Raw genomic sequence first — 22,659 nt, 5'->3', positions numbered from 1 at the left:
CGAAGGCATGATGTGCTCGTCGTGATCGGTGGTCGGCCACGCTCGGCTAGGACCGTTTGGCTGCCGCGCGGATCGTCCTGTGGACATAGGCCATCTTGTCGATGGCCGGCTGCGGCAGGACGAACGGGTAAAGGTCTTGCTGGCCCATGCTGCGATTCAGGCTGTTGATCGCGAACGTGAGGGGCAGCCAGTGTTCGATCATCGGCTGGAAGTCCTTCAGATCGTAGGGGTCGAAGTCGGGATCCGAGACCGCACGGCTTCCGTCCGGAAGCGGCCATTCGACCTCGATGCCGAAATGCCCCGCGGTTTCAAGGGTGTCGACGATGTGCATGTAGTGCGCCCAGGTCTCCGCCCAGTCTTCCCAAGGGTGCGCGCTGGCGTAAGGCGTGATGAATCGGTCCTGCCAGTCGGCGGGCGGGCCTGCGTCGTAATAGCGTTGGAGGGCCTCGCCGTAATCGGTTTGCTCGTTCCCGAACAGGGCGCGAAAGCCCTCCAGCCGCCCGCCGTCGAGGATCAGTGTGTCCCAGAAGTAGTGGCCGATTTCGTGGCGGAAGTGGCCGATGAGGGTGCGATACTGCTCGTCCATATCCAGCCGCGTCCGCTCGCGCAGTGAAGGGTCGGCCTCGTCGATATTGACGGTGATGAGCCCCGAGGCGTGGCCGGTCATGACCGGTTGATCGGGTGGCGCGTCTTCGCTGCTGAGGAAATCGAAGGCAAGACCCTGCTCGGGATTCTGTTGCCGTGTTTCGACCGTGAGTCCGAGCCGCAGCAGTCCGTAGGCCAAGCGCCGCTTGCCGCGCTCGATGCGTGCCCATTTCTCGAGGTTGCCGGGCCGCCCGAGGTTGGGCACGGTGCGATTCGGGGCGCAGGCGATACAGAGAAGGGAGCGGTCATCCGCCGGCACCATCCAATTGCAGACGTCGTGCTCGGCGTAGTTGAGGCATTTGCGGTAGTGCCGGGTCGCACCCGGACCGGGTTCGGACGCGGGAGCACGCGTGCGCAAGAGACGACCGAAGAAGCCGGGAGGTCGGGCGCGGGTCGGAGGGGACGAGGGCGCCGCCGTCCAGATCCCGTCTCCTGCATCGACGAGCGCCGAGAGCCGCATCTGATCCGGGAGGAAGCCCAAGACGGCACCGCAGCGTGTGCATCGGGTGTTTTCGAAGAAGACCGGCTGACCGCAAGACTGACAGACGAATGTCTTCATGATGGCGGGAGTTCCAGACCTTTAATACGATGATGCCGCGAGGTCCGTGCCCGGAGACCCGGACAGGGATCTCACTGCCGTCAGCCGAATCAGCGGCGGAAGAGGATGACTGCAAGTCGTCGATCCCGGGGTCCGGGGACTCCGGGATGTTGCCGCTTCGCGACGATCGCCGGCGCCGCTTCCGGTCGGTCGGATGAACGAGGCCGCCGAAGTCGATCTCTCGGCTACTTGAAGCGCGAGAAGGCGTCCATGAATGCCTTGCTTGTAGCTTCCCACGCGCTCTCCATGCCCTTGCGCATGTCTTCCCAGGCTGCTTCGCTTGCGTCGGTCATCTTGCTCAGCATCTCGCGGGCCTCGTCCTGCTGTTGCTTCAGCCGCTCCATCTGCTCCTGGTATTGCAGCTTCATGTCGGCCTGGGCGCTCTCGGTCTTGGCTTGAAGCTTCTCGATGTCCGCATCCCATTCGTCCATCTTGGCCTTCATCTTTTCGATGTAGACTTTACGATCGATCATTGCCGTTTCCTCCGTTGGGGTCTAATCAGGGTATGCACGGATTGCGGGTCGGAGTATTCCGCGTCCCGGTGCCGAAAGCAACCGCGTTCGGCGAGGCCATCGGGTCGGGTCAATCCGGCCGCGAGCGATATCCGTAGACGTGCGAAAGCCTGTCCGGATGGACGCCGAGTGCATAGGCCAGTCGCAACCGCCACATCAGTAGGATCGTGCGAAGGACACCCTTGCTCTCCCAGCGTCGCCCCGAGGTGACGACGCGATCGCGCACACGCAGCGGTGGGCTATGGCGTTTGAGTCGACGCGAAAGTGCGATGTCTTCCATCAAGGCGATCTCGGGATAGCCGCCGACCTGCTCGAACAGGGCTCGGTCAACGAAGATCGTCTGATCTCCGGTGGCGATCCCGGTAAGACGCGAGCGTTGGTTCATGCTCCAAGCGACGAGCGGGAGCAGTGGATGGCGGCCCTCGATCCGCACGTCGAAGCGGCCCCAGGATCGTCCGCTGCGTGCGAGCAGATCGGGAAGCCGAAGCAGGGTATCGATCGGCGCTCGCGTGTCCGCGTGCAGGAAGACGAGGAGATCGCCGCGCGCTGCCGCGGCGCCGGCGTTCATCTGGACGGCACGGCCGCGCGGCGCGCTCAGAACCTGGTCCGCATAGGGTGCGGCGAGACCGGCCGTGCCGTCCGGACTGTCCCCGTCGACGACCAGGATCTCGCCGCCGACCGCGCGGACGGGCGCTAGTGTCGCAAGGAGCGAGACGATGTCCTTGGCCTCGTCGAGGGTCGGGATAACGACGGAGATGCTAGTACCTCGTTCCACCTTATTTTGCTGAGCACGCAAAATAAGGTGGAACGAGGTACTGGATTCTCTGCGCATTATTCGGTAGCTGACTCGGTTGTTTTACGCGGCTGTGTCGGCGACGGGTTCGTGCTAGCCTCCGCAACGCACGTGCGGCGCCCGACCCTCCTAGCCCGTCGGGACACGGCCGACCCGGCACCGTTTTCGATGCCGTTTACAGGGTCTTAGAGATTGCAGGGAATCGGATGCACGATACCATCGGAACACCCATCCTCGTCACAGGCGGAGCAGGTTATATCGGAAGCCACGCCTGCAAGCTTCTTCATGAAGCAGGCTATCGCCCCATCGTCTACGACAATCTGGTGCATGGCCATCGTTGGGCGGTGCGATGGGGACCGCTCGAAGTGGGCGACATTCGGGACCGCGCGCGTCTGGATGCGGTGTTCGAGAGCCATCGGCCCGCTGCGGTGATGCACTTTGCCGCGTTTTGCTACGTCGGCGAATCCGTCACGGACCCCGCCAAATATTACCGCAACAACGTTGCCGGGACCCTGACGCTGCTCGAGGCGATGCGCGATCACGGCGTCGCCCCGTTCGTGTTTTCGAGCACCTGCGCCACCTACGGTGTACCCCGCAGCGAGCGCATTGCCGAAGACCACCCGCAGAACCCGATCAACCCCTACGGTGCATCCAAGCTCATGGTCGAACGGATGCTTGCGGACTTCGATACGGCCCACGGTCTGCGCGCGATCGCGCTGCGTTATTTCAACGCCGCCGGCGCGGACCCGGACGCCGAGATCGGCGAGGACCATGATCCGGAGACCCACCTGATCCCGCTCGCCATCGCGGCGGCCGCCGGAACCGGACCCGGACTCACCGTCTACGGCACCGATTACGACACGCCCGACGGGACCTGCATCCGCGACTACATCCATGTTGCCGATCTCGCCCAAGCGCATCTTCGGGCCCTCGACGCATTGCTCGGAGGGGCGCCGAGCCGCGTCTACAACCTGGGCAACGGACAGGGCTTCTCGGTGCGCGAGGTCATCGCGGCGACCGAGCGGGTCACGGGTTCGAGCGTCCCCGTCGAATACGGCGCGCGCCGCGCCGGCGATCCGCCGCGCCTGGTCGGGGATGCGAGCCGCATCCGCGGCGAGTTGGGTTGGGTGCCCGCCTACGCAAGCCTCGACGCCATCATCCGCACCGCATGGTACTGGCACCGCGGGCCGGCGTTGGAGCGAAAGGAGGAACACTGAGGCGATTCTCAGAATTGGTATCCCCCTCTCCCCAACCCGTCTCACGCGAGGGGAGAGGGGCTAAGATGGATCACGTGTTATGGAACGATTGCTTAACCCCGGCGTCGCCGCATCCAAGTCCACCCTGCATCAATGCTCGTGCCCGACATAGAGTCGGGTGAGCGCCTCGCGATAATCGGCGAGGATCTTCGCGCGTTTGAGCTTCATTGTGGGGGTCATGCGATCGTTCTCGATGGACCAGGGGCAGGCGGCCAGGACCACGCGGCGGATCGTGGCATGGCCGGGGAATCCGGTCAGCCGGCTTTCGATCCTGTCCCGCAGGATGGGCTCCAGTCGGCCGTCGGCATCGGCGGCCATGGGCTCGGGCGGCAGGCCTTCGGCCTTTGCCACCTCCGTGTAGACATCCGGATCGAGCACCACGAGCGCGCTTAGGAAAGGGCGTCCCTCGCCGATGACCAGGACTTGCTCGAAGAGCGGGTCGACGGTGATGGCCATTTCGATGTCGGCCGGCGCGACCTTCTCGCCGTTGGCGAGCACCAGGATGTCCTTGATGCGACCGGTGATGAAGAAATGGCCGTCCTGGATGCGGACCTGGTCGCCGGTCTTGAGCCAACCCTCGGTGTCGAGCACCTCGGCGGTGGATTGCGGCTGCTTCCAGTAGCCCGACATGACGCCGGGCGAGCGCACGATCAGCTCGTCCAGATCGCCGACCCGGTACTCGAGTCCGGGCAGAGGCCGCCCGACGCTCTCTGGGATATTGTCTTCGAGCGGGCTGACGCTGATGACGGGACTGGTCTCGGTGAGTCCGTAGCCCTGGACGAGCGGAACGCCGAGCGCGATGAAGACCCGCGCGATATCCGATGCCAGGGGTGCGCCGCCGCAGACGGCAACCCGCAGTCGTCCGCCGAAGCGCGCGCGGATCTTCACGCCCACCAGGTGATCGAGCGGCGGGGCCGCCAAGAGGCCCGGGTGCCAGCTCGCCCGGCCTTGGCTGTGCTCGAAGCGATTCCAGCCGATCTTCACCGCCTTCTCGAACAGCCGGCGCTTGAGCGCGGATTCGCTCTCGAGGCGTTCGAGCAGCTTTGCATGGACGCGCTCGAAGATGCGCGGGACCGCGATCATGACGGTCGGTCGGATCTGCAGCAGATCCTCGGCCAATTGCGGGATCGACCGCGCAAAGGCGACGCTGCAGCCGGCCATGATCGGCAGGACGCAGCCACCGGTGCGCTCGAGCGTATGGGAGAGCGGCAGGAAGGAGAGGAAGCGGTCCTCGGGTCGCGCCGGAATGAGCTTCAGCGATGCCTCGGCGTTCCAGAGGATGTTGCGGTGGCTGAGCATCACGCCTTTCGGGTGTCCGGTCGTGCCGGAGGTGTAGACGATGGTCGCCAAGGCGTCGGGGTTGTCGACCCGATCGACGGGCCGGTGATCGGCCGGGGTCAGCGCCGCGCCGAGCCAATCGCCGACTGCCCGCGTGCCTTCGGGCAGTGCCGCTTCGCCCGGTTCGAGAATCAGCAGGCGCTTGAGATCGTCGAGCGTCGGATCGATGGCGGACAACCGAGCACGTTGCTCGACGCTCTCGAGCAGCAGGAGTCGAACGCCGGCATCTTCGAGGATATGCCGGACCGCCTCCGCCCGGTCGTCGGGATAGAGCGGCACCGTGACCAGGCCCAGACCGAGCGCCGCGAGATCGAAGGCGACCCATTCGCGCCGATTGCGCATCATGAGGGCCACACGGTCGCCGGGCGAGAGACCTTCGCGCGTCAAGGCCGCCTGCCAATGTGCGACCGCCCGGGCGGTGTCGCGCCAAGTGATCTCGATCCAGGTTTGCGCGCGGTCGTCGTACTGAAGGTAGGCGACCGCATCCGGGGTGCGCGCCACACGTTTGAGCAAGAGGCCGCAAAGGCTGCCTGCCTCCTCGGCCGAGATGAGGTCCAGCAGGTGGGTCGAGACGCCTGTCGTTGCGGTTTGATCGAACAGCAACATGTCAGTGTCCTCCTCGATAGAGCCCGGCCGGTGACAACTGCCAGCCCCGGTCCGGTCTGAAGTGGCGGCCATGGTCGCGTTGGAGGGCATCGAGGCGCTCGCGCATGCGCTCCCAGCCGCCTTGGGCGATCTCATGAAGCGGGCCGCCGCGATGCGGGGCGAAACCGGTGCCGAAGACGACGCCGGCGTCGAGCAGGTCTGGATCCTCGACCACGCCTTCGCGCAGACAGGCGACACACTCGTTGAGCAGGCGGAAGATCAGCCGCTCGGTCAGGTCAGGGGGCGGCCGATCGTGCGGCATGGGCTCGGGCACGGCCTGCCTGTCAGGGTAACGATAGAATCCGTGTCCGCTCTTTTTCCCGAGTCGTCCGCCCGCGACCATCCGGCGCAGCCGTTCGGGCGCCTCTTCCGGGGCCGTCAAGGCCGGTCCGAGTGTGTCGGCGACGGCTAGACAGATGTCGAGCCCGACCGTATCGGCGAGCGCCAGCGGGCCCATCGGCATCCCGTAGTCGACCGCGGCCTTGTCGATGGCGGCGATGGAGACACCCTCGTCGAGCAGGTCGACGGCCTCGAGCAGATAGGGCATGAGGACGCGGTTGACCAGGAATCCCGGACTGCTGCGCGCCGGCAGCGGGAGCCGGTCGAATGCGCGGACCGCAGCGAGGCCGCGCTGAAGCGATTCGGGTCGTGTCGAGGCGCCGTGGACGACCTCGACGAGCTGCATCCGCGCAACCGGGTTGAAGAAGTGCAGACCGACGAGGCGCCCCGGATCCCGAAGACCCTCGCCGATGCGTTCGAGCGGAATGCTCGAGGTGTTGGTGGCGAGCAAGGCATGCGCGGGGACGCGTGTCTCGATCTCGGCGAACAGGCGTTGCTTGAGCTGTGCCTGCTCCGCGACCGCTTCGATGACCAGGTCGGTGCGTTGTAGCCCCTCGCCGTCGGGGTCCGGGATCAGGCGATCCCAGGCCGTGCGGACCAGCCGGGGATCGCGCAGGCGTTGCTCGAAGAGGCGATGGGCGCGCTTCATGGCCTGTCCGATCTGATCGAGCGAGAGGTCCTGAAGGGTCACCGTCAGACCGCTGAGTGCGCACCAGGCCGCGATGTCGCCACCCATCACGCCGGCCCCGACGACATGGACCCGTTGCGGACGCGGGACCTCGGCATCGGAAAGGGCCTTGAGCCGCTCCTGGAGATGGAAGACGCGCCTGAGATTGGTTGAGGTTTCGCCGAGCAGAAGCTCGGGCACCCGCAGGGCCTCGCCGTCGAGCAGACCCCGTGCGTTATCGCCGTTGGCGCGCCAATGCTCGATCAGGGCGAAGGGGGCAGGGTAGTGCTCCTGCCTCACCTTGGCCGCCGTTCGGCGGGTCATCCGGCGCGCGATCCAACCGCGCAGCGGCGGAAGATTGGGCAGACGCTGCGAAAAGTTCGCCCGGGTCGGTAAGGGTGCGGCGCGAATCAGATCGCGAGCGCCTGCCTCCAACTGACGTTGCGGGAGGACTCGATCGACCAGACCCATCCGTTGGGCTTGGCGGGCCGAGTAGGTTTTGCCGGCCAACATGGCCTGCATGGCCGCGACGGGACCCAGCGTGCGGATGGCGCGCCAGGTGCCGCCGTAGCCCGGGAAGATCCCGAGTCGTACCTCGGGGAAGCCGAGCTTGGTCGCGGGGTCGTCGCTCGCGATGCGGTAGCGACAGGCGAGCGCCAGCTCTAGGCCGCCGCCGAGACAGATGCCGTGTATCAGGGCGAGGGTCGGGATCGGCAGGTCCTCGATGCGGACGAGCAGGGCGTGGACCCGTCGGATGTGGCGCTCGGCCGCTGCCGGATCGGTGAGCCTCTCGAACTCGCCGACATCCGCGCCGGCGATGAATCCCTTGGGTTTGCGCGAATGGATGATGAGTCCGGTGATCGGATGCGAGTGGGGTCCCGGCGCGATCCCGGTTTCGAGTGCGCTTTCGATCTCGTCCAGACGCGTGTCCAGTTCATCGAGTGCGGCGATCGAGAGCAGGTTGACGGCGTGCGACGGGTCGTCGATCCCGAGCCGGCAGAATCCGTCCACGGCGTCTTGTTCGATCGTCCAGAGTGTCTTCATGGCACACCTCCTTCGGCTCGAAGCAGCAGGGCCCCGCCCTGACCGCCTCCGATACAAAGACTCGCAACGCCCCGGGTCAGCCCTCGACGCTTCATGGACAGCGCCAGGTGCAGGGCCAGACGTGCACCGCTCGCACCGACCGGGTGGCCGATGGCGATGGCGCCGCCCTCCGGATTCAGGGCATCGTCCGGGATCGGCTGGTCCGGCTCGTCGCCGAGCACCTCTTCACGGTAGTGGCGATCCGACCAAGCCTCCTGGCAGGCGAGGACCTGCGCGGCGAAGGCCTCGTTGATCTCGAAGAGGTCGATGTCGACGGTCGCGAGCCCCGGGCGACGCATTAGCGGGGCCATGGCATGGACCGGTCCGAGGCCCATCTCGGTCGGATCGAGCGCCGCCCACTGGACATCGACGAGCTGCGCGAGCACGCTCATATCCCAACGCTCCACCGCCTCCTCGGAGGCCAGCAGGAGCAGCGCCGCGCCGTCCGTCACCTGTGCGCTGTTGCCGGCCGTCACCGCGCCCGTGGGTCGGTCGAAGACGGGGCGCAGAGCGCCGAGTTGTTCGAGGTCCGAGTCGGCCCGATAGCCTTCATCTTGAGTATAGGCAGTCCCGTCGGGCGCGATGAGGGGCGTGATCTCGGCTGAAAAGACCTGGTCGGAGAGCGCGGTCCCCAGCCGCTGATGGCTGCGCAAGGCGAACCGATCCATCGCCTGGCGACCGATCCTGAACCGCCAAGCGAGATGCTCGGCGGTCTGACCCATCGAAAGCCCCACGATGGGGTCGGTGAGACCCTTGAGCAGACCGATCACGGGGACGAGATCCTGCGGTCGCAGCCGCGTCAGCAGCCGTCCGCGGGCTATCGGGCCGCGGGCGCGCGACCAGCGCCCCAGCCAGTCCACGAAGGCGCGCCCGAAGAGGACCGGGGCATGGCTCATGGCCTCGGTGCCGCCGGCCAGGACGAGATCCGCCCGGCCCGAGGCGATCGACTGCGCGGCGCTGTCCAGTGCCTGAAGCCCGGAGGCGCAGTTGCGCTGCACCGTCCAGGCCGGGGTGCGCTCGCTGCAGCCGAGACGCAGTGCGGCGATTCGGCCGATGTTCATCTCGTCCGGGCCCGGGACTACGCAACCCAGGATGACCTCGTCGATCGCCTCCGCCGGGAACGGCTGGCGCAACAGGAGTGGACGGCCGGCGCCGACGGCAAGATCCGCAGCGCTGAAGGGCCCGGGGACGCCGCGTGCCTTCAGAAAGGGTGTCCGGCAGCCGTCGACCAGATAGACAGGTCGGGTGTTCGCTCGTGTGCGTTCGCTCATCGTGTCCTCCGTTCGATTCAGGCCGCGGCCCGCGCTTCATCCTGAACGCGCGGCTGCAGCGGCCGCAGCGCGGCAAAACTGTCGACCCCGATGACGGCATCGCGAAGCTGTTCCGCCTCCCGAAGCGCGGCCGCGTCATCCGCGGTGATCAGACGGGCCGCGACCGCCTCTCGGATTTGTGTTCGGCCGTCTCCTTCGCCCAAGCGCCCCTGACGGATGGCCGCGCGCAGGACATGCCGGATCTCCTCCGCGCGTGTCGCCGCCGTCAACGCCAGCTCCATGCGACCGACGGCCAAGCTCGGATCGCGGCTGCCGAAGATCCCCGCGGTCAGGCGGTCGCGGGACGCACCCGGCTCCAGGATCAGCCGGGCCACGCGATGCTCCAGCGCGTCGCTCGGCCCCTCGAAGGGCAGTCCGGTCGGGAAGCTGATCATCCGCAGGAGCCGTGCAAGGCCACGCCGGGGGAAGTTCCGCCAGAGCGCGACCAGCGCCTCCTGAATACGCATCAGGTGATCCGCCATGGCCCACTCGACCAGATCGCGGTCGGCCTCCGGTCGGCCTTGATCCTCGAAATGCTTGAGCGTGCAGGATGCCATGAAGAGCAGACTCAGGATGTCGCCGAGCCGTGCGGACAGACGCTCGCGGCGTTTCAGGCTTCCGCCCAAGGTCATCATGGCGAGATCCGCATTGAGGGCGAAGACGCTGCTCAGCCAATCAAGCCGCTGATAGTGGGAACCGAGCCAGCCTGCGATGGGCCGTGCGGCGAGATGTCCGCCGGTCAGTCCATCGCGCAGAGTGCGCAGGAGGTTGCGGATCAGGAAGCCGACATGTCCGGCGATAGCTGCATCGAAGCGTTCTGGCGCGCGCGTCGGGTTCGGATCTCCCGCGGCCCGAAACTCTTCCAGCACGTGCGGATGACACCGCAATGCGCCCTGACCGAAGACGATGAGGTTGCGCGTCAGGATGTTCGCGCCTTCGACCGTGATGGCGATCGGGATTGCCTGATAGACCCGGCCGAGCGGATTGGCGGGCCCGAGACAGATCCCGCTGCCGCCTTGTACGTCCATGGCGTCGTTGATGACCCGGCGATAGGCCTCGGTGAGCTGATACTTGAGCACCGCCGAGAGCACCGCCGGATGCTCGCCGGCCTGCAGCGCGGCGAGAAAGACCCGGCGCGCGGCGTCCATCTGGTAGGTCCGCCCGGCGATGCGTGCGAGTGCGGCCTCGACCCCTTCGAAATCGCCGATCGGGCGGCCGAACTGTTTGCGGATGCGGGCATAGGCCCCGGTGTAGCGCGCGGCCAGCTTGCCGCCGCCCGTGGCGAGCGCCGGCAGCGAGATGCCGCGACCCTCCGAGAGCGATTCCATCAGCATGCGCCAGCCCTTGCCGATCCCGTCCCGGCCGCCGATGACCCAATCGACCGGGATGAAGACACCGCGCCCGACCAGGGGTCCGTTCTGGAAGGGGATGCCGAGCGGCAGGTGACGGCGCCCGCGCTCGATGCCGGGCGTGTCGGCCGGGATCAAGGCGAGGGTCAAACCGGGCTGCGGATCGTCACCGAGCAGCTGGTCCGGGTCGGTCAATCGGAAGGCCAGTCCGATCAGGGTCGCGACCGGTCCCAAGGTGATGTAGCGCTTGTCGAAATCGATCCGGATCCCGAGTGTGGGGTGACCCTTGAAGAGGCCCTGACAGACGACCCCGATGTCCGGTGTGGAGGCCGCGTCGCTGCCGGCCGTCGGTCCGGTGAGCGCGAAGCAGGGGATCTCCTCGCCGCTCGCCATGCGCGGCAGCCAACGCTCGCGCTGGGCCTGCGTGCCGTAGCGCAGCAGCAGCTCGGCCGGACCCAGGCTGTTGGGGACCATTACGGTCACCGCGGCAGTGATGCTGCGGCTGGCGAGCTTCATGACGATCTCCGAGTGGGCGAGCGGGGAGAAGCCGAGCCCGCCGTAGCGGGTCGGAATCACGAGTCCGAAGAGGCGCTCGCGCCGGATAAAGGACCAGACCTCGGGCGCCAGATCCAGATCCTCGTGGGTGATGCGCCAGTCGTCGAGCATGCGACAGAGCTGCTCGACCGGGCCGTCCAAAAACGCCTGCTCGGCTGGGCTCAAACGGGCCGGGGGTAGGTCGCGCAGACGCGACCACTCGGGGCGGCCCGAGAAGAGCTCCGCATCCCACCAGGTCCCTCCGGCCTCCAACGCCTCCCGCTCGGTGCGGGACATGGCCGGCATGACGCGCCGAAACTGCGCGAGCAGGTGTCGGGTGATCAGATGCCGGCGGAGCGGTGCGAAAAGTGTCAGCGCCGCGATCGTCGCGGCGATAGTGCCGAACGCGATGATAAGAATGGTCATATCAGCAGTCCTCGGTCGAGACGGCCGTCTCGGAGCACCCGCAAGGCAGGTCGCCGAGCGTGACTCGGCCGGCGGGACCGACCACCCAAGTCGCACTCGCGGCGGCGCGATAGGAGCGGCTGCGGTCGTTCAGTAGCACCTTGAAATCGCACAAGGGGACCTCGTGCGGCTCTCCTTCCTTGGTCAGCCAGCCGATCATCCATCCCCGGACGGGGGGGGCGGAGTCGTGTCATGGCGATTTACCCGACAAGCGAGGTCAGTTAATCGCTCAGACCCTTACGACACCGAGAATGTTTCAGGGAAGGTCGGGGTCATCCCGCGTGCTCGGGCCTGCCACGATCGCGCCGCGGCATCCGTCCCGCGATGCCCCGAGGTGTGCGGGGGGCGAGGAATCGGCGATGTTGTCACGTCCTCGATGGTGGCATAATGTATCGACATTGAAGATACGGTGGAGGTCGAAAATGCGTGTCACCGTCAAGAAGTGGGGCAACAGCGCCTCGGTGCGCATCCCGGCCGCCATCATGGAAGCGGCTCGTCTGACGCTGGATGAAACCGTGGACATCCGCGAAGAGGGTGGCTGCATCGTGATCGAGCCGATCCGCCCAAAGGGATACGATCTGGCCCGATTGCTCGACGGCATCACACCGGCGAACCTGCATTCCGAAGTCGATTTCGGTGGACCCGTCGGCAAGGAAGCCCTTTGATGGCCGGGCCCTATGTGCCCGAGGCCGGCGACATCGTGTGGCTGCATGTCAATCCCCAAGCCGGACACGAGCAGGCCGGTCACCGTACGGCGCTGGTCGCCAGCCCTTCGGCCTACAACGCCAAGACCGGGCTGATCTTGTGCTGTCCCATGACGACGCAGATCAAGGGCTACCCCTTCGAGGTCTTGATCGCGGGTGATCGTCCGAGCGTTGCCTTGGCCGACCAGCTCAAGAGCCTCGATTGGGTGGCCCGCAAGGCGCAACACAAAGGGCGGGTCTCCGCCGCCGAGCTGAATGACGTCAGGGCCAAGGTCCTGGCCCTGATGGGCTCGGAGCTCCGACAATAGTGCTCCGGCGAAAATGACCGGCCACGGCGTTCTGCTTGACGATCCCGCGCTGACCAATCGCAAGCACCAGCATAGCTTACAGAACCTTCCCGCCGAGACCCCGGAACGATCAAGCCCAAAAGGCCCAAAGACCGACCCGCGGCGCCCTTCCCCGAAATGTACGTCGCGCGCTCCGGCTTACACGGCACCTTCACGACCGATTCTCTCGATCGCCGCGCCGCCTCGCGGATGCCCAACGACAGCTATCTCGAAGCCACGGGCGCAGGGATCACGCTCTCCGTCTCCCTCAGGCCACAATGGATTTGCTTCTCGGCACAGCAGAGAATGCCGCCATGACGACCGAACGACACGTATCATTTCAAAGCGCCGCAAGCGATCGCCGACGCGCCGCGAGGGCGTTTCTCGTCATGGGTCTGGTCTGGTTGTTCCTGGCCCAAGCCGTACTCGCCGACGATAAACGTCCGGACCTGCTGACCCCGGCCGAACGTGCCTGGCTGGACGCGCACCCGCGGATCCTGCTCGGGGTCGGTGCCGAGTGGGCGCCCTGGGTGATTCCGGTCGGGGAGGGGCGCATCGCCGGATTCGCGGTGGATCATCTGCGGCTGCTTGGCGAGAAGCTCGGTATCGAGATCGGGCTCGCGTCCGGTCCTTGGCATGAGATGGTCGCCGCGGCCGAGGAACGTCGGCTCGATGGTCTGACGTTGGCCGCGCCGCTCTCGGATCGCGGCGATCGCTTTCTCTTCACGGAGAACTTCCATACCGTTCACCTCTTTCTTTACCTGCGCGACGGTGACCCTCTGCCGCCGCCGGGCCTCGCGGGGTTGAACGGGCGGCGGGTCGGCTATCTGCGGGAGGTCTTGCGGGAGCGCAAGCTGCTGGAGGGCCAAGCGTCCATCGAGGCGGTCGCGCTGCCGAGCCAAGCGGCACTGGCGGAGGCGCTGTTGACTGGCGTGGTGGACGCAGCCATCGGCTCGTACGCCTTGGAGTACTGGCGAGCGAGCAACGGTGTGCTTGGCTTTGGGCCGAAGCGGATGCTGTCCGAAGGCCCCGCACGGCTGGGGATCTCGATCCGCAAGGATTGGCCGGAGCTGGTCGGCATCCTCGACAAGGGTCTTGCGGCCATCACCGCCGAGGAGTCGGCTGTCCTGAATCGGCGTTGGTTCGGGCGCGCCGATGGTTTCTCGGGCGGTTCGACGCCGACCGGCTTGAGTGCCGAGGAGAAGCGGTGGATCGCCGACCATCCCGTGCTTCGGGTCGGCATCGATCCGACCTGGGCGCCGATCGAGTTCTTCGACGAGCAGCGCCGACCGCAGGGGATCTCGGTCGCCTATATCAGGCTGGTCGCCGAGCGTCTCGGCCTGCGGCTCGAGTTCGTCGAGGCCCGGTCCTGGGCAGCGGCCGTCGCGCAGTTCCACCGACGCCAACTCGACCTTCTCCCGGCGGTGGCGGCGACGCCGTCGCGCCGCCAACGCTTCGACCTGACCGAGCCCTATGTGTCTTTTCCGGCCGCGATCTTCGCGGCGGCCGATGTCGCCTATTTGGGCGGCATCGAGGCGTTGCAGGGGAAGGTCGTCGCCGTGATCGAGAGCGAGGCGGTGCATGATTGGCTGCGCGAGCAAGAGCCGGAGATCCAGTTGCTGCCCGTGGCGGATACGCCCGCGGCCTTGCGTGCGGTCGCGCGGGGCGATGCCTTTGCCTTCGTCGGTAACCTTGCGGTCACCAGCTACTATATCGGCGCGTCCGGTCTCACCGAGATCAAGGTGCTCGGGGAGACCCCGTTCGTGTATCGCTTGGGAATGGCGGTTCATCGCGACGAGCCGATGCTGGCGGCAATCCTGCAGAAGGGCCTGGATGCAATCCCCCGTTACGAGAGGGATGCGATCTACAACGACTGGATCTCGATCCGGTATCGCGTCGAGGCGGACTGGGGGCTCTTGCTGCGGGTCGCCGCGGGTTCCGCGCTGCTGCTGGCGATCGTCGGGTGGTGGGCGTTCAGTCTGTCCCGGGAGGTCGGGCGCCGACGCCGGGCCGAGGCTGCGCTTGCCGAGCTGTCTCGCGGACTTGATCAGGCGCTTGCCGAGCGCACCCATGAGCTTGCCGGCGCGAATGTCCGGCTGCGCCGGCTGGCCGTGGATCTGTCGCTTTCGGATGAGGCCGCGCGGGCGCGCTTGGCGGGGGAGCTGCATGATAGTCCGATGCAGAAACTCGCCCTGGCGCAAATACAGGTCGAGTCCGCCGCGCGGGACCCCGATGATGCGGAGACGGCCGAAATGCTCGGCGCAGGACAGACGTTGCTGAGCGAGGCGATCGCCGAGCTGCGCACGCTGCAATTCGATCTAAGTCCGCCGGTATTGGCGCGTCAGGGTCTGGCCGCGGCGCTGGCATGGCTCGCCGAGAGTACCGAAGCCCGCTGGGGTATTCGGATGGCCTCCGCGGTGGATCCCGACCTGCCTCAACCGCGGCATGAGGTGTCTGTTATCCTCTTCCAGTGCGCCCGGGAGTTGGTGTACAACCTCATCAAACACGCGCGGGCCAGCCATGGTGCCATCCGATTGCAGTCACGGGGAGGTGACCTCGAGCTGATCGTGGAAGACAACGGGATCGGATTCGACCCGAACGCAGCGCAGCCGCTACCGCGCCCCGACGGAGGCTTCGGACTGCATCGTGTCCGCGAGCGCCTGGACTTGATCGAGGCCGAGCTCTCCGTGGAACCGTCCGCACCTGGAACGCGTATGCGCATTCGCGTGCCCGGCGACCGAATGGACTGATTCCTCGTGATCCGGAGTCCCGACCGGAGGCGGATCAAGCGTGAAAGACCAGCAGCCGACCATCTCGCGTCTCGTCTGGGAGACCCGCTATCGGGCCGAAGGCGAGACCGATCTCGACGCGACCCGGCAGCGGGTGGCGTGCGCGCTGGCGTCGGTGGAGCCGGCGGCGCGGGAGGTTTGGGCGGCGCGGTATCTGGACGTGCTGAAGGGGTTTCGGTTCCTCCCGGGCGGGCGGATCCTCGCCGGGGCCGGCCTGGATCGGGACCTGACCCTGTTCAACTGTTTCGTCATGGGTCCGATCCCGGACGACCTCTCGGGCATCTTCGAGTCGCTGCGGGATGCGGCCCTGACCATGCAGCAGGGCGGGGGCGTGGGTTGCGACTTTTCCACGCTGCGCCCCGCCGGTCTGCGCGCCCGGCGCGTCGGGGGTACGGCCTCGGGGTCGGTGTTCTTCATGGGCCTGTGGGACTGCATGTGCGCGACCCTGCTCTCCACCGGCGTGCGCCGCGGCGCCATGATGGGGACGTTGCGCTGCGACCACCCCGACATCGAGGTCTTCATCGACGCCAAGCGCGACGCGAAGGCGCTGCGCAACTTCAATCTCTCGGTGTTGGTCACGAATGACTTCATGCATGCGGCCTACCGAACCTCGGTTGCTCTTGCCGTCGAGAAGGGGCCGTTTCCGTACCTGGTGCGCGATGCCTATCTGGCGGCGCCCTTCGTGCGGCGGTTGCCCGAGGACATCCGTGCCGGGATCGCCTCGGGCGGCATCCGCAACTCGCATCTCACCGCGATTGCACCGACCGGGACCATCAGCCTGCTCGCGAACAACCTCTCGAGCGGCATCGAGCCGGTCTTCTCTCGCGTGCAGTATCGCCGAGTCCGCACGGTTGCGGGTCAATCGGACCGGTATCGGGTCGAGGATGATGCCGTACGGCTCTGGCGCGAGCGCTTCGGGCGGCAGCCCGGACCGCCGGCCTTCGTCGCCGCGCACGAGGTGGCGCCGGAGGACCATCTCGCCATGCAGGCGGCCGTTGCGCCCTATGTCGACAACGCCATCTCCAAGACGATCAATGTGCCGGCCGGGATCCCGTTCGCGTCGTTCGAGCGGCTCTATCGGCGTGCCTACGATCTCGGGCTGAAGGGCTGCACGACCTTCAGGCCCAACCCGGTGACCGGCGAGATCCTGAGCCAGGATCTCGAAGCCCGCACGCCGGAGGCGTCGGGGCCCTGCTGCGGATCGGAGCGGGAAGGGGACTGAGGCATGTCCTTCCACCCCGCAGTCAAGCCGCTGATGCAGCCGGTGCGCCCGGCGATGGTGCTGCATCACCTGGGTCAGATTGCGCTGATTCTGGCGGTGCTCTTCTCGGTGCCCTTGGCCTTCGCGGCGGCGACCGGTGACTGGGAGCTGGCGCGGCGCATCCTGCTCGCGGCGCTTCTGCCGGCCTTGGCGCTCGGCGTCTGTGCTCGGATCCGTCCGAGCGACCGGCCCTTGCAGGCCAACGAGGCCCTGGTGATCTCGGCCTTGACCTTCATTATCGCGGCGGCGCTCATGACCTATCCGCTCACTGCGGAGGGTCTGTCGCCTTTGGATGCCTGGTTCGAGTCGGTCTCGGGCGTGACGACCACCGGTCTCAGTTTGGTGCCGAACCCGGAGCTCCGTTCCGATGCCTTTCTCTTCACGCGCGCCTGGATGCAGTGGTTCGGCGGCTTGGGCATCGTCGTCTTGTCCCTCGCCCTGGCCTTCGGGCGGACCGAGGACATGCGTCGTCTGGCCGATGCGGGTGTGGACGAGGAGAGCTTGGCGGAAGGGACGCGGATCCACGCCCGGCGTGCCTTTACGATCTACGTGCTGCTCACGGTTGCCGGCTTGCTGCTGGTCCTGCCGACGGATCTGCCGCCCTTCGACGCCCTCATCCATACGCTGGCCGCGATCTCGACCGGCGGGTTCGGCGGTGTCTCCGACAGCCTGGCCGGCTTCGGGCGAGGCGCTCATTTCGCGCTCTTCGCCGTGTCGCTGCTCGGTGCCTTGCCGCTCTTTTTGTACTACAGGGCGTGGAGGTCCGGCCCCGTCTCCCTGAGGTCCGATCCCGAGCTTCGGGCACTGCTCATCGCCGTCGCGCTGGTGGCGGTTCTGCTCTGGTGGCTCGGGGGTCTGTCGCCGGCGGACGCGCTGCTCCAGGCGGGCTCGGCTCAGACGACCACGGGCTTTGCGACCTTGGATCTGAGCGAGCTGGACCCGGCGGCCAAAGGTGTCCTGATCCTCTCGATGGCCACCGGCGGGGGTGTCGGCTCGACGGCCGGCGGCATCAAGCTCCTGCGCCTGCTGATCCTGATCCGCATGATCCAGCTCGCCGTGATGCGTGTTCAACTGCCGCGTCATGCAGTGGTCCAGCCGGCGATCGGCGACCGGACACTCGGCGGCCTTCAGATCGAGCATGCCCTGGTACTGATTCTGCTGTTCGTGCTGCTGGTGCTCGGGTCCTGGATGGCCTTTCTCGCCGCCGGCTATCCGGCGCTCGATGCCCTCTTCGAGGTGGTCTCGGCCACGGCGACGGTCGGACTGTCGGTGGGTATAGCCAGCCCCGACCTCGAGCCCGGGCTCAAGCTGCTTCTGAGCCTCGACATGTTGGCCGGGCGACTGGAGATCATCGCCTTGCTGGTCCTGCTGTTTCCGGGGACTTGGTATAAGCCTTGAGCGGCGGGCGTCGCGAAGCGACGTTCCCCGGGATCGACGACTTGCAGTCGTCATCTTCCAAGCGTCCTGAGTACCGGCGGGGTTGCGCTCCATCCGAACCTCAGGGGCGTCGCGCCGACTGAAGAGGACGACTGCAAGTCGTCTATCCCGGGAGGTGTCGCCGCTTCGCGACGACCGTTGGCATCACTTCCGGCCGAATCGTATGCGTCGTCGGGATGCCGAGGTCCGGAAATCGACTAAAGTAAAGGCCAAAGGCTGGAGGCTGGAGGCTGGAGGCTGGAGGCTGGAGGCTGGGAGCTGGGAGCTGGGAGCTGGGAGCTGGGGCTGGCAGCCGGAGGCTTTCCCCGCAACGAGGGACACGACATGCGATTCGTCTTCATCGGCAGCGGAACCCTCGCCGTGCTTACCGGGCGGATGCTCGTGGAGCGCGGTCACGAGGTCGTCATCGTCGAGCGCGATCCGGCGACGATCGAGCGGTTTCGCGACGAGCTCGACGTGGGTTTCCTCCATGGCGACGGGACCCGGCCGGCGATCCTGCGCGAGGCCGATCCCGAGAATACCGATCTGCTCTTCTGCCTGACCCACGACGATCAGTCCAACATCATCGCGAGCCTGGTGGCGCGTTCCCTCGGTTACCGAAGGGTCGTGACCAAGATCGAGGATCCCGACCTGGAGCACATCTGCGCCGAGCTGGGTCTGGCCGACTCGCTGGTGCCGATGCACACCGTCGGCCGCTATCTCGCCGACATGGCCGAGGGGCAGGACATCATCGCCATCTCCGACATCCTGCGCGGCGACACCCGGATCTTTTCCTTCAAGGTCGACGAGGCGTCGGCGACGACGCTCGAGGCGTTGGCCATTCCGGATGTCGCTCGGGCCATCTGCGTCTATCGCAACGGCGAGGAGCTCAAATTCGCCGATCCGCAGATGCATCTGCAGATCGGTGACGAGGTGGTGTTGCTGACGCGGGCACGGGGTCTGAAAACGCTCCGCCAGCGGTTTGAGTAGGGTGCGCTCGATCTTCGTGCATCGGTGGCTGGTTTTGTGTTCCCTTCCGGTGGTGGTGCACTCCCATAGTGCGGCATCATTTTGCGACGGCAATCTGCGCTTCGCAAAAGTCCTTATCGATGAATCGGTTGGCGTCGCGTGGCGACGAGCGCGATCTTGGCGCGTTTCTTGACGTGTTTTCTCCGTTATGGGCCATGTTGTGGGGTTCACGCAGATGCTTAAACAATTCCAATCCGGCGGTGCCGGCCAGATCCAGATGCAACGCGCGGGACAAGCGATGGCCTACCACGAGTTCTATCAGGACGACTTCCGGCCGCGCGATCACTACCTGCCGATGTGGGAGCACATCCAGACCACGGGGCAGCAGATCCTCGGGGCCAAGGCGCGCGATGCCCATCTGACATTGCACACCGAAGGGGTGACCTTCACCGTCTACTCCAACGACGAGGAGGGGATCGAGCGGGTCTGGCCCTTCGACATCCTCCCGCGCATCATCACGGCGATCGAGTGGGCGCAGATCGAGGCCGGACTCAAGCAGCGCATCCGCGCCCTGAATCTCTTCCTGAAGGACCTCTATCACGGTCAGCGGATCCTCAAGGACGGTGTGGTGCCTCCGGAGCTGATCTACCGGGGCAAGGATTTTCGGCGCGAGATCATGGACATCACCCCGCCGCACGATATCTACACCCACATCAGCGGGGTCGATCTGATCCGCGACGAGGACGGTCGCTATCTGGTCCTCGAGGACAACCTGCGCACCCCGTCCGGTGTGTCCTACATGATCGAGAACCGGATCGTGGAGCGGCGCATCCTGCCCGAATTCTTCGCCCGCTATCGGGTCCGCCGCGTCGAGCACTATCCGGCGCTGCTGCTGCAGGCCCTGCGTCATCTCTCGCCGCGCGGCGCGAACGACGCGACCATCGTCGTGCTCACCCCCGGCATCTTCAACTCGGCCTATTTCGAGCACACCTTTCTCGCCAAGGAGATGGGCGTGGAGCTGGCCGAGGGGCGGGATCTGGTCTGCAAGAACGACAAGGTCTATCTCAAGACCACGCAGGGTCTGCGTCAGGTCGATGTGGTCTATCGGCGCGTCGACGACGACTTCCTCGATCCCCTGGTGTTTCGCTCGGACTCCGAGCTGGGCGTGGCCGGGATCATCAACGCCTGGCGGGCCGGCAACGTCGCCTTGGCCAATGCACCGGGGGCGGGCATCGCCGACGACAAGGCGGTCTATGCCTATGTCCCGGACATCATCCGTTACTACCTCGGCGAATCCCCCATCCTGCCGAGTGTCCCGACCTATCAGATGACCGACCACCAGGACCGCATGTATGTGCTCGACAACATGGAGAAAATGGTCATCAAGGCGGTCGCTGAATCCGGCGGCTACGGGATGCTGATGGGGCCCTCGTCCACCACCGCGCAGCGCGCCGAGTTTGCCCGCAAGATCGAGGAGAATCCGCGCAACTACATCGCCCAGCCTGTGATCCAGCTCTCGCGCCACATCTGCTATCTCGACGGCGAGCTGGAGTCGCGCCATCTGGATCTGCGTCCCTTCAGCATCTACGGCAGCGATATCGAGGTCGTCCCGGGCGGCTTGACCCGGGTCGCCATGACCAAGGGATCCTTGGTCGTGAACTCCTCGCAGGGCGGGGGCAGTAAAGACACCTGGGTGCTGGCCGACTAATGTTGAGTCGTATTGCGGAGTCGCTGTACTGGATGACCCGGCACCTGGAGCGCGCGGACAACACCGCGCGCGTGCTGGACATCAATGTCGTCTACATGCTCGAGGCCGACGAGGGTGCGACCGAGGAGATGCAGTGGCGTCCCTTGCTTACCATCATGGGTGCAGACGAGCTGTACGAGGAGCTGCATCCCGACGGGCGCGTGACGGTGCAGCGCGTCATCCATCTGCTCACCCAGGACCGCAACAATCCGGGCTCGCTCCTGCTCAGTCTCAAGCTTGCCCGCGAGAATGCGCGGGTGGTGCGCGATCGCATCTCGAGCGAGATGTGGGAGGCGCTCAACGAGCTGTGGCTCTCGGCCGACAAGCATCTGAAGACGACCTTGCAGCCCTGGCGTGCGGCCGAGTTCTACGCCTTCATTCATCGCCAGGTCGCGGCCTTCTTCGGTCTGACCCAAAGCACCATGATGCGGGGCCAGGCCTACGGCTTCATGGCGCTCGGCAGTCTCCAGGAGCGCGCCGACATGACCGCGCGCATCCTGGATACGCGCTACCACTTGCTGCTGCCGGATCTGAAGCTCGTCGGCTCGCCGTTGGACTACTACCAATGGGGTGCACTGCTCAAGTCGCTCTCCGGTTTCGAGGCGTATCGCCGCAAGTATCAAGGCGGCATCCGCCCGATCGACGTGGTGGAGTTCGTGGTGCTCGACACGGATTTCCCGCGTTCGCTCGCCTACTGTGTGGAGGGTATGGAACGCGCGCTCGGACGCATCGGGAGCTTGCCCGACGGAGCGATGCCCGAGCGTCTTGCCGCACTGCGTCGTCATCTCGACGGCGCAACGCCCCAGGGGATTCTGGATCTGGGCCTGCACGAGTATCTCGACGACTTCCTGGGGCTCTTGGCCGATTTCGGCACGGCGCTGCAGAGCGACTATTTCGAGGCCCACCTGGGGGATGATGCTCAGTGAGATATCAGATCGAGCGGGTTTGTCGGATCCATTTCGCGGCCCCGGCACGCGAGCACCACGTCCAGATCCGCCTGGCGCCTTGGGACGACGAGAGTCAGTCGCTCCTGCAGATCCAGCTCTCCGTGGCACCCGACGCGGGCGTTTCCGCCTGTCGGGACGGGTTCGGCAACCTCTCGCATCACTTCGCGGTGATGGGAGCGCACCGGGAGCTCGCCTTCACCATGACGGCCGAGGTGGAGACCCTTCGCAGCAACCCTTTCGACTTCCCGGTGGTCGCGCAGGCACGCGAGCGCGCCTGGATCGACGACGCCCTCCATCAAGCCCCGCGCCTCTGGGACTTCGTCCTGCATCAAGGGCCACTGACCCCCGCGCTGCCCGAGGAGATCTGCGGACACCGGGTGCCGATCCTGCGCGAGGATCGACCGCTCCTGGATCAGGTGCAGGAGGCGAGTGCCTGGATTCAGTCGGTGACGCCGTTCGACCCGGAGGTCGCACGCCCGGTCATGGCATTGCCGGCGCTGTTCGACGCAGGGCGCGGCTGTGCCGCCGACCTGGCGCACCTCTTGATCGCCCTGATGCGGCAGTGGTCGGTTCCCGCGCGATTCGTCTCCGGGTATCTGGATGCGAGCTATTTCGACCCGGACGACGAAGATCCGCCGGGCACCCAGCCGCGCGAGCAGAGGCTCCACCACTGGGCCGAGGTGCTGATCCCGGGCGGCGGCTGGCGCGGTGTCGATCCGGCGATGGGACTGCTCGCCGATGCGACCTACATGCGCGTTGCCGTCGGGCGCGATGCAGGCGACGTGCAGCCCTTGCGTCAGACCTGCCGCAGCGACGGATCGGTGCCGGAGCTCGAAGAAACCCTGGCCGTCATACCTGTTGAACCGCGTCCGGAGTGATATGCGAATTGAACCGCGTCCGAAATGATATGCGAACATCGCGGATTGCGTCTTGCCTCGGCCGACCCAAAGAAGTCGGAGTCGACGC

At 66.2% G+C, this 22,659-nt stretch carries 18 protein-coding genes; 10 read left to right on the top strand and 8 right to left on the bottom strand.

Features of this window, described 5'->3' with window-relative positions; genetic code table 11:
• Window positions 1–46: 46 nt before the first annotated feature.
• The 3 genes from THIMADRAFT_RS01025 to THIMADRAFT_RS01015 form a co-directional block, all read right to left on the bottom strand.
• Entirely contained in the window at window positions 47–1,204 is a 1,158-nt protein-coding gene (locus tag THIMADRAFT_RS01025; RefSeq protein ID WP_007191086.1) for a zinc-binding metallopeptidase family protein, read from the bottom strand.
• 224 nt (window positions 1,205–1,428) lie between these two features.
• Complete coding sequence (locus THIMADRAFT_RS01020) at window positions 1,429–1,716, bottom strand: sll1863 family stress response protein (protein WP_007191085.1); 288 nt, start codon at window positions 1,714–1,716, stop codon at window positions 1,429–1,431.
• Between the two features lie 109 nt (window positions 1,717–1,825).
• Window positions 1,826–2,587 (bottom strand): TIGR04283 family arsenosugar biosynthesis glycosyltransferase, encoded by a 762-nt coding sequence (locus THIMADRAFT_RS01015; protein WP_007191084.1) that lies wholly within the window; start codon window positions 2,585–2,587, stop codon window positions 1,826–1,828.
• A 167-nt stretch (window positions 2,588–2,754) separates the two neighbouring features.
• Here THIMADRAFT_RS01015 and galE point away from each other — a divergent pair, with 167 nt between their 5' ends.
• The gene (gene galE, locus THIMADRAFT_RS01010; protein WP_007191083.1) at window positions 2,755–3,765 is read left to right on the top strand and encodes a UDP-glucose 4-epimerase GalE; all 1,011 of its coding nucleotides are present in this window, start codon (window positions 2,755–2,757) and stop codon (window positions 3,763–3,765) included.
• Between the two features lie 129 nt (window positions 3,766–3,894).
• On the opposite strand, the gene THIMADRAFT_RS01005 is transcribed toward galE, so the two are convergent.
• The 5 genes from THIMADRAFT_RS01005 to THIMADRAFT_RS00985 are packed head-to-tail and all read right to left on the bottom strand — an operon-like array spanning window position 3,895 to window position 11,694.
• Window positions 3,895–5,748 carry an AMP-dependent synthetase/ligase gene (locus THIMADRAFT_RS01005; protein ID WP_007191082.1) on the bottom strand — a complete coding sequence of 618 codons (1,854 nt, stop codon included), beginning with the start codon at window positions 5,746–5,748 and terminating at the stop codon, window positions 3,895–3,897.
• 1 nt (window position 5,749) lies between these two features.
• Window positions 5,750–7,837, bottom strand: coding sequence for a 3-hydroxyacyl-CoA dehydrogenase NAD-binding domain-containing protein (locus THIMADRAFT_RS01000; RefSeq protein WP_007191081.1), 2,088 nt, complete (start codon window positions 7,835–7,837; stop codon window positions 5,750–5,752).
• Window positions 7,834–9,147, bottom strand: a complete 1,314-nt coding sequence (locus tag THIMADRAFT_RS00995; protein ID WP_007191080.1) for an acetyl-CoA C-acetyltransferase — start codon at window positions 9,145–9,147, stop codon at window positions 7,834–7,836. Before THIMADRAFT_RS00995 ends, THIMADRAFT_RS01000 begins: the two co-directional genes overlap by 4 nt.
• Before the next feature lie 17 nt (window positions 9,148–9,164).
• Window positions 9,165–11,495 (bottom strand): acyl-CoA dehydrogenase, encoded by a 2,331-nt coding sequence (locus THIMADRAFT_RS00990; protein WP_007191079.1) that lies wholly within the window; start codon window positions 11,493–11,495, stop codon window positions 9,165–9,167.
• A 1-nt stretch (window position 11,496) separates the two neighbouring features.
• On the bottom strand, window positions 11,497–11,694 hold the full coding sequence (locus THIMADRAFT_RS00985) for a hypothetical protein (RefSeq protein ID WP_007191078.1): 198 nt from the start codon (window positions 11,692–11,694) through the stop codon (window positions 11,497–11,499).
• A 262-nt stretch (window positions 11,695–11,956) separates the two neighbouring features.
• Between THIMADRAFT_RS00985 and THIMADRAFT_RS00980 the strand changes: the two genes are divergently transcribed.
• The 9 genes from THIMADRAFT_RS00980 to THIMADRAFT_RS00940 all read left to right on the top strand — a co-directional run bounded on the left by THIMADRAFT_RS00980 (window position 11,957) and on the right by THIMADRAFT_RS00940 (window position 22,571).
• Window positions 11,957–12,199: an AbrB/MazE/SpoVT family DNA-binding domain-containing protein gene (locus tag THIMADRAFT_RS00980; RefSeq protein WP_007191077.1), complete on the top strand. Its 243-nt coding sequence runs from the start codon at window positions 11,957–11,959 to the stop codon at window positions 12,197–12,199.
• Window positions 12,199–12,546 carry an endoribonuclease MazF gene (gene mazF / locus THIMADRAFT_RS00975; RefSeq protein ID WP_007191076.1) on the top strand — a complete coding sequence of 116 codons (348 nt, stop codon included), beginning with the start codon at window positions 12,199–12,201 and terminating at the stop codon, window positions 12,544–12,546. Before THIMADRAFT_RS00980 ends, mazF begins: the two co-directional genes overlap by 1 nt.
• Window positions 12,547–12,878: 332 nt before the next feature.
• Window positions 12,879–15,314, top strand: a complete 2,436-nt coding sequence (locus THIMADRAFT_RS00970) for a sensor histidine kinase (RefSeq protein WP_158308349.1) — start codon at window positions 12,879–12,881, stop codon at window positions 15,312–15,314.
• A 40-nt stretch (window positions 15,315–15,354) separates the two neighbouring features.
• Complete coding sequence (locus THIMADRAFT_RS00965) at window positions 15,355–16,575, top strand: ribonucleotide reductase N-terminal alpha domain-containing protein (protein WP_007191074.1); 1,221 nt, start codon at window positions 15,355–15,357, stop codon at window positions 16,573–16,575.
• 3 nt (window positions 16,576–16,578) lie between these two features.
• A complete protein-coding gene (locus THIMADRAFT_RS00960) occupies window positions 16,579–18,012 on the top strand; it encodes a TrkH family potassium uptake protein (RefSeq protein WP_007191073.1) in 1,434 nt (477 codons plus the stop codon).
• 363 nt (window positions 18,013–18,375) lie between these two features.
• A complete protein-coding gene (locus tag THIMADRAFT_RS00955; protein ID WP_007191072.1) occupies window positions 18,376–19,020 on the top strand; it encodes a potassium channel family protein in 645 nt (214 codons plus the stop codon).
• Window positions 19,021–19,234: 214 nt separating this feature from the next.
• Window positions 19,235–20,707: a circularly permuted type 2 ATP-grasp protein gene (locus tag THIMADRAFT_RS00950; protein ID WP_040729317.1), complete on the top strand. Its 1,473-nt coding sequence runs from the start codon at window positions 19,235–19,237 to the stop codon at window positions 20,705–20,707.
• Window positions 20,707–21,672, top strand: coding sequence for an alpha-E domain-containing protein (locus THIMADRAFT_RS00945; protein WP_007191070.1), 966 nt, complete (start codon window positions 20,707–20,709; stop codon window positions 21,670–21,672). Before THIMADRAFT_RS00950 ends, THIMADRAFT_RS00945 begins: the two co-directional genes overlap by 1 nt.
• On the top strand, window positions 21,669–22,571 hold the full coding sequence (locus tag THIMADRAFT_RS00940) for a transglutaminase family protein (RefSeq protein WP_007191069.1): 903 nt from the start codon (window positions 21,669–21,671) through the stop codon (window positions 22,569–22,571). Before THIMADRAFT_RS00945 ends, THIMADRAFT_RS00940 begins: the two co-directional genes overlap by 4 nt.
• Window positions 22,572–22,659: the final 88 nt, after the last annotated feature.

It is taken from the genome of Thiocapsa marina 5811, from assembly GCF_000223985.1.
Taxonomy (GTDB): domain Bacteria; phylum Pseudomonadota; class Gammaproteobacteria; order Chromatiales; family Chromatiaceae; genus Thiocapsa; species Thiocapsa marina.
This window is presented reverse-complemented; position numbering and strand designations above follow the sequence as displayed.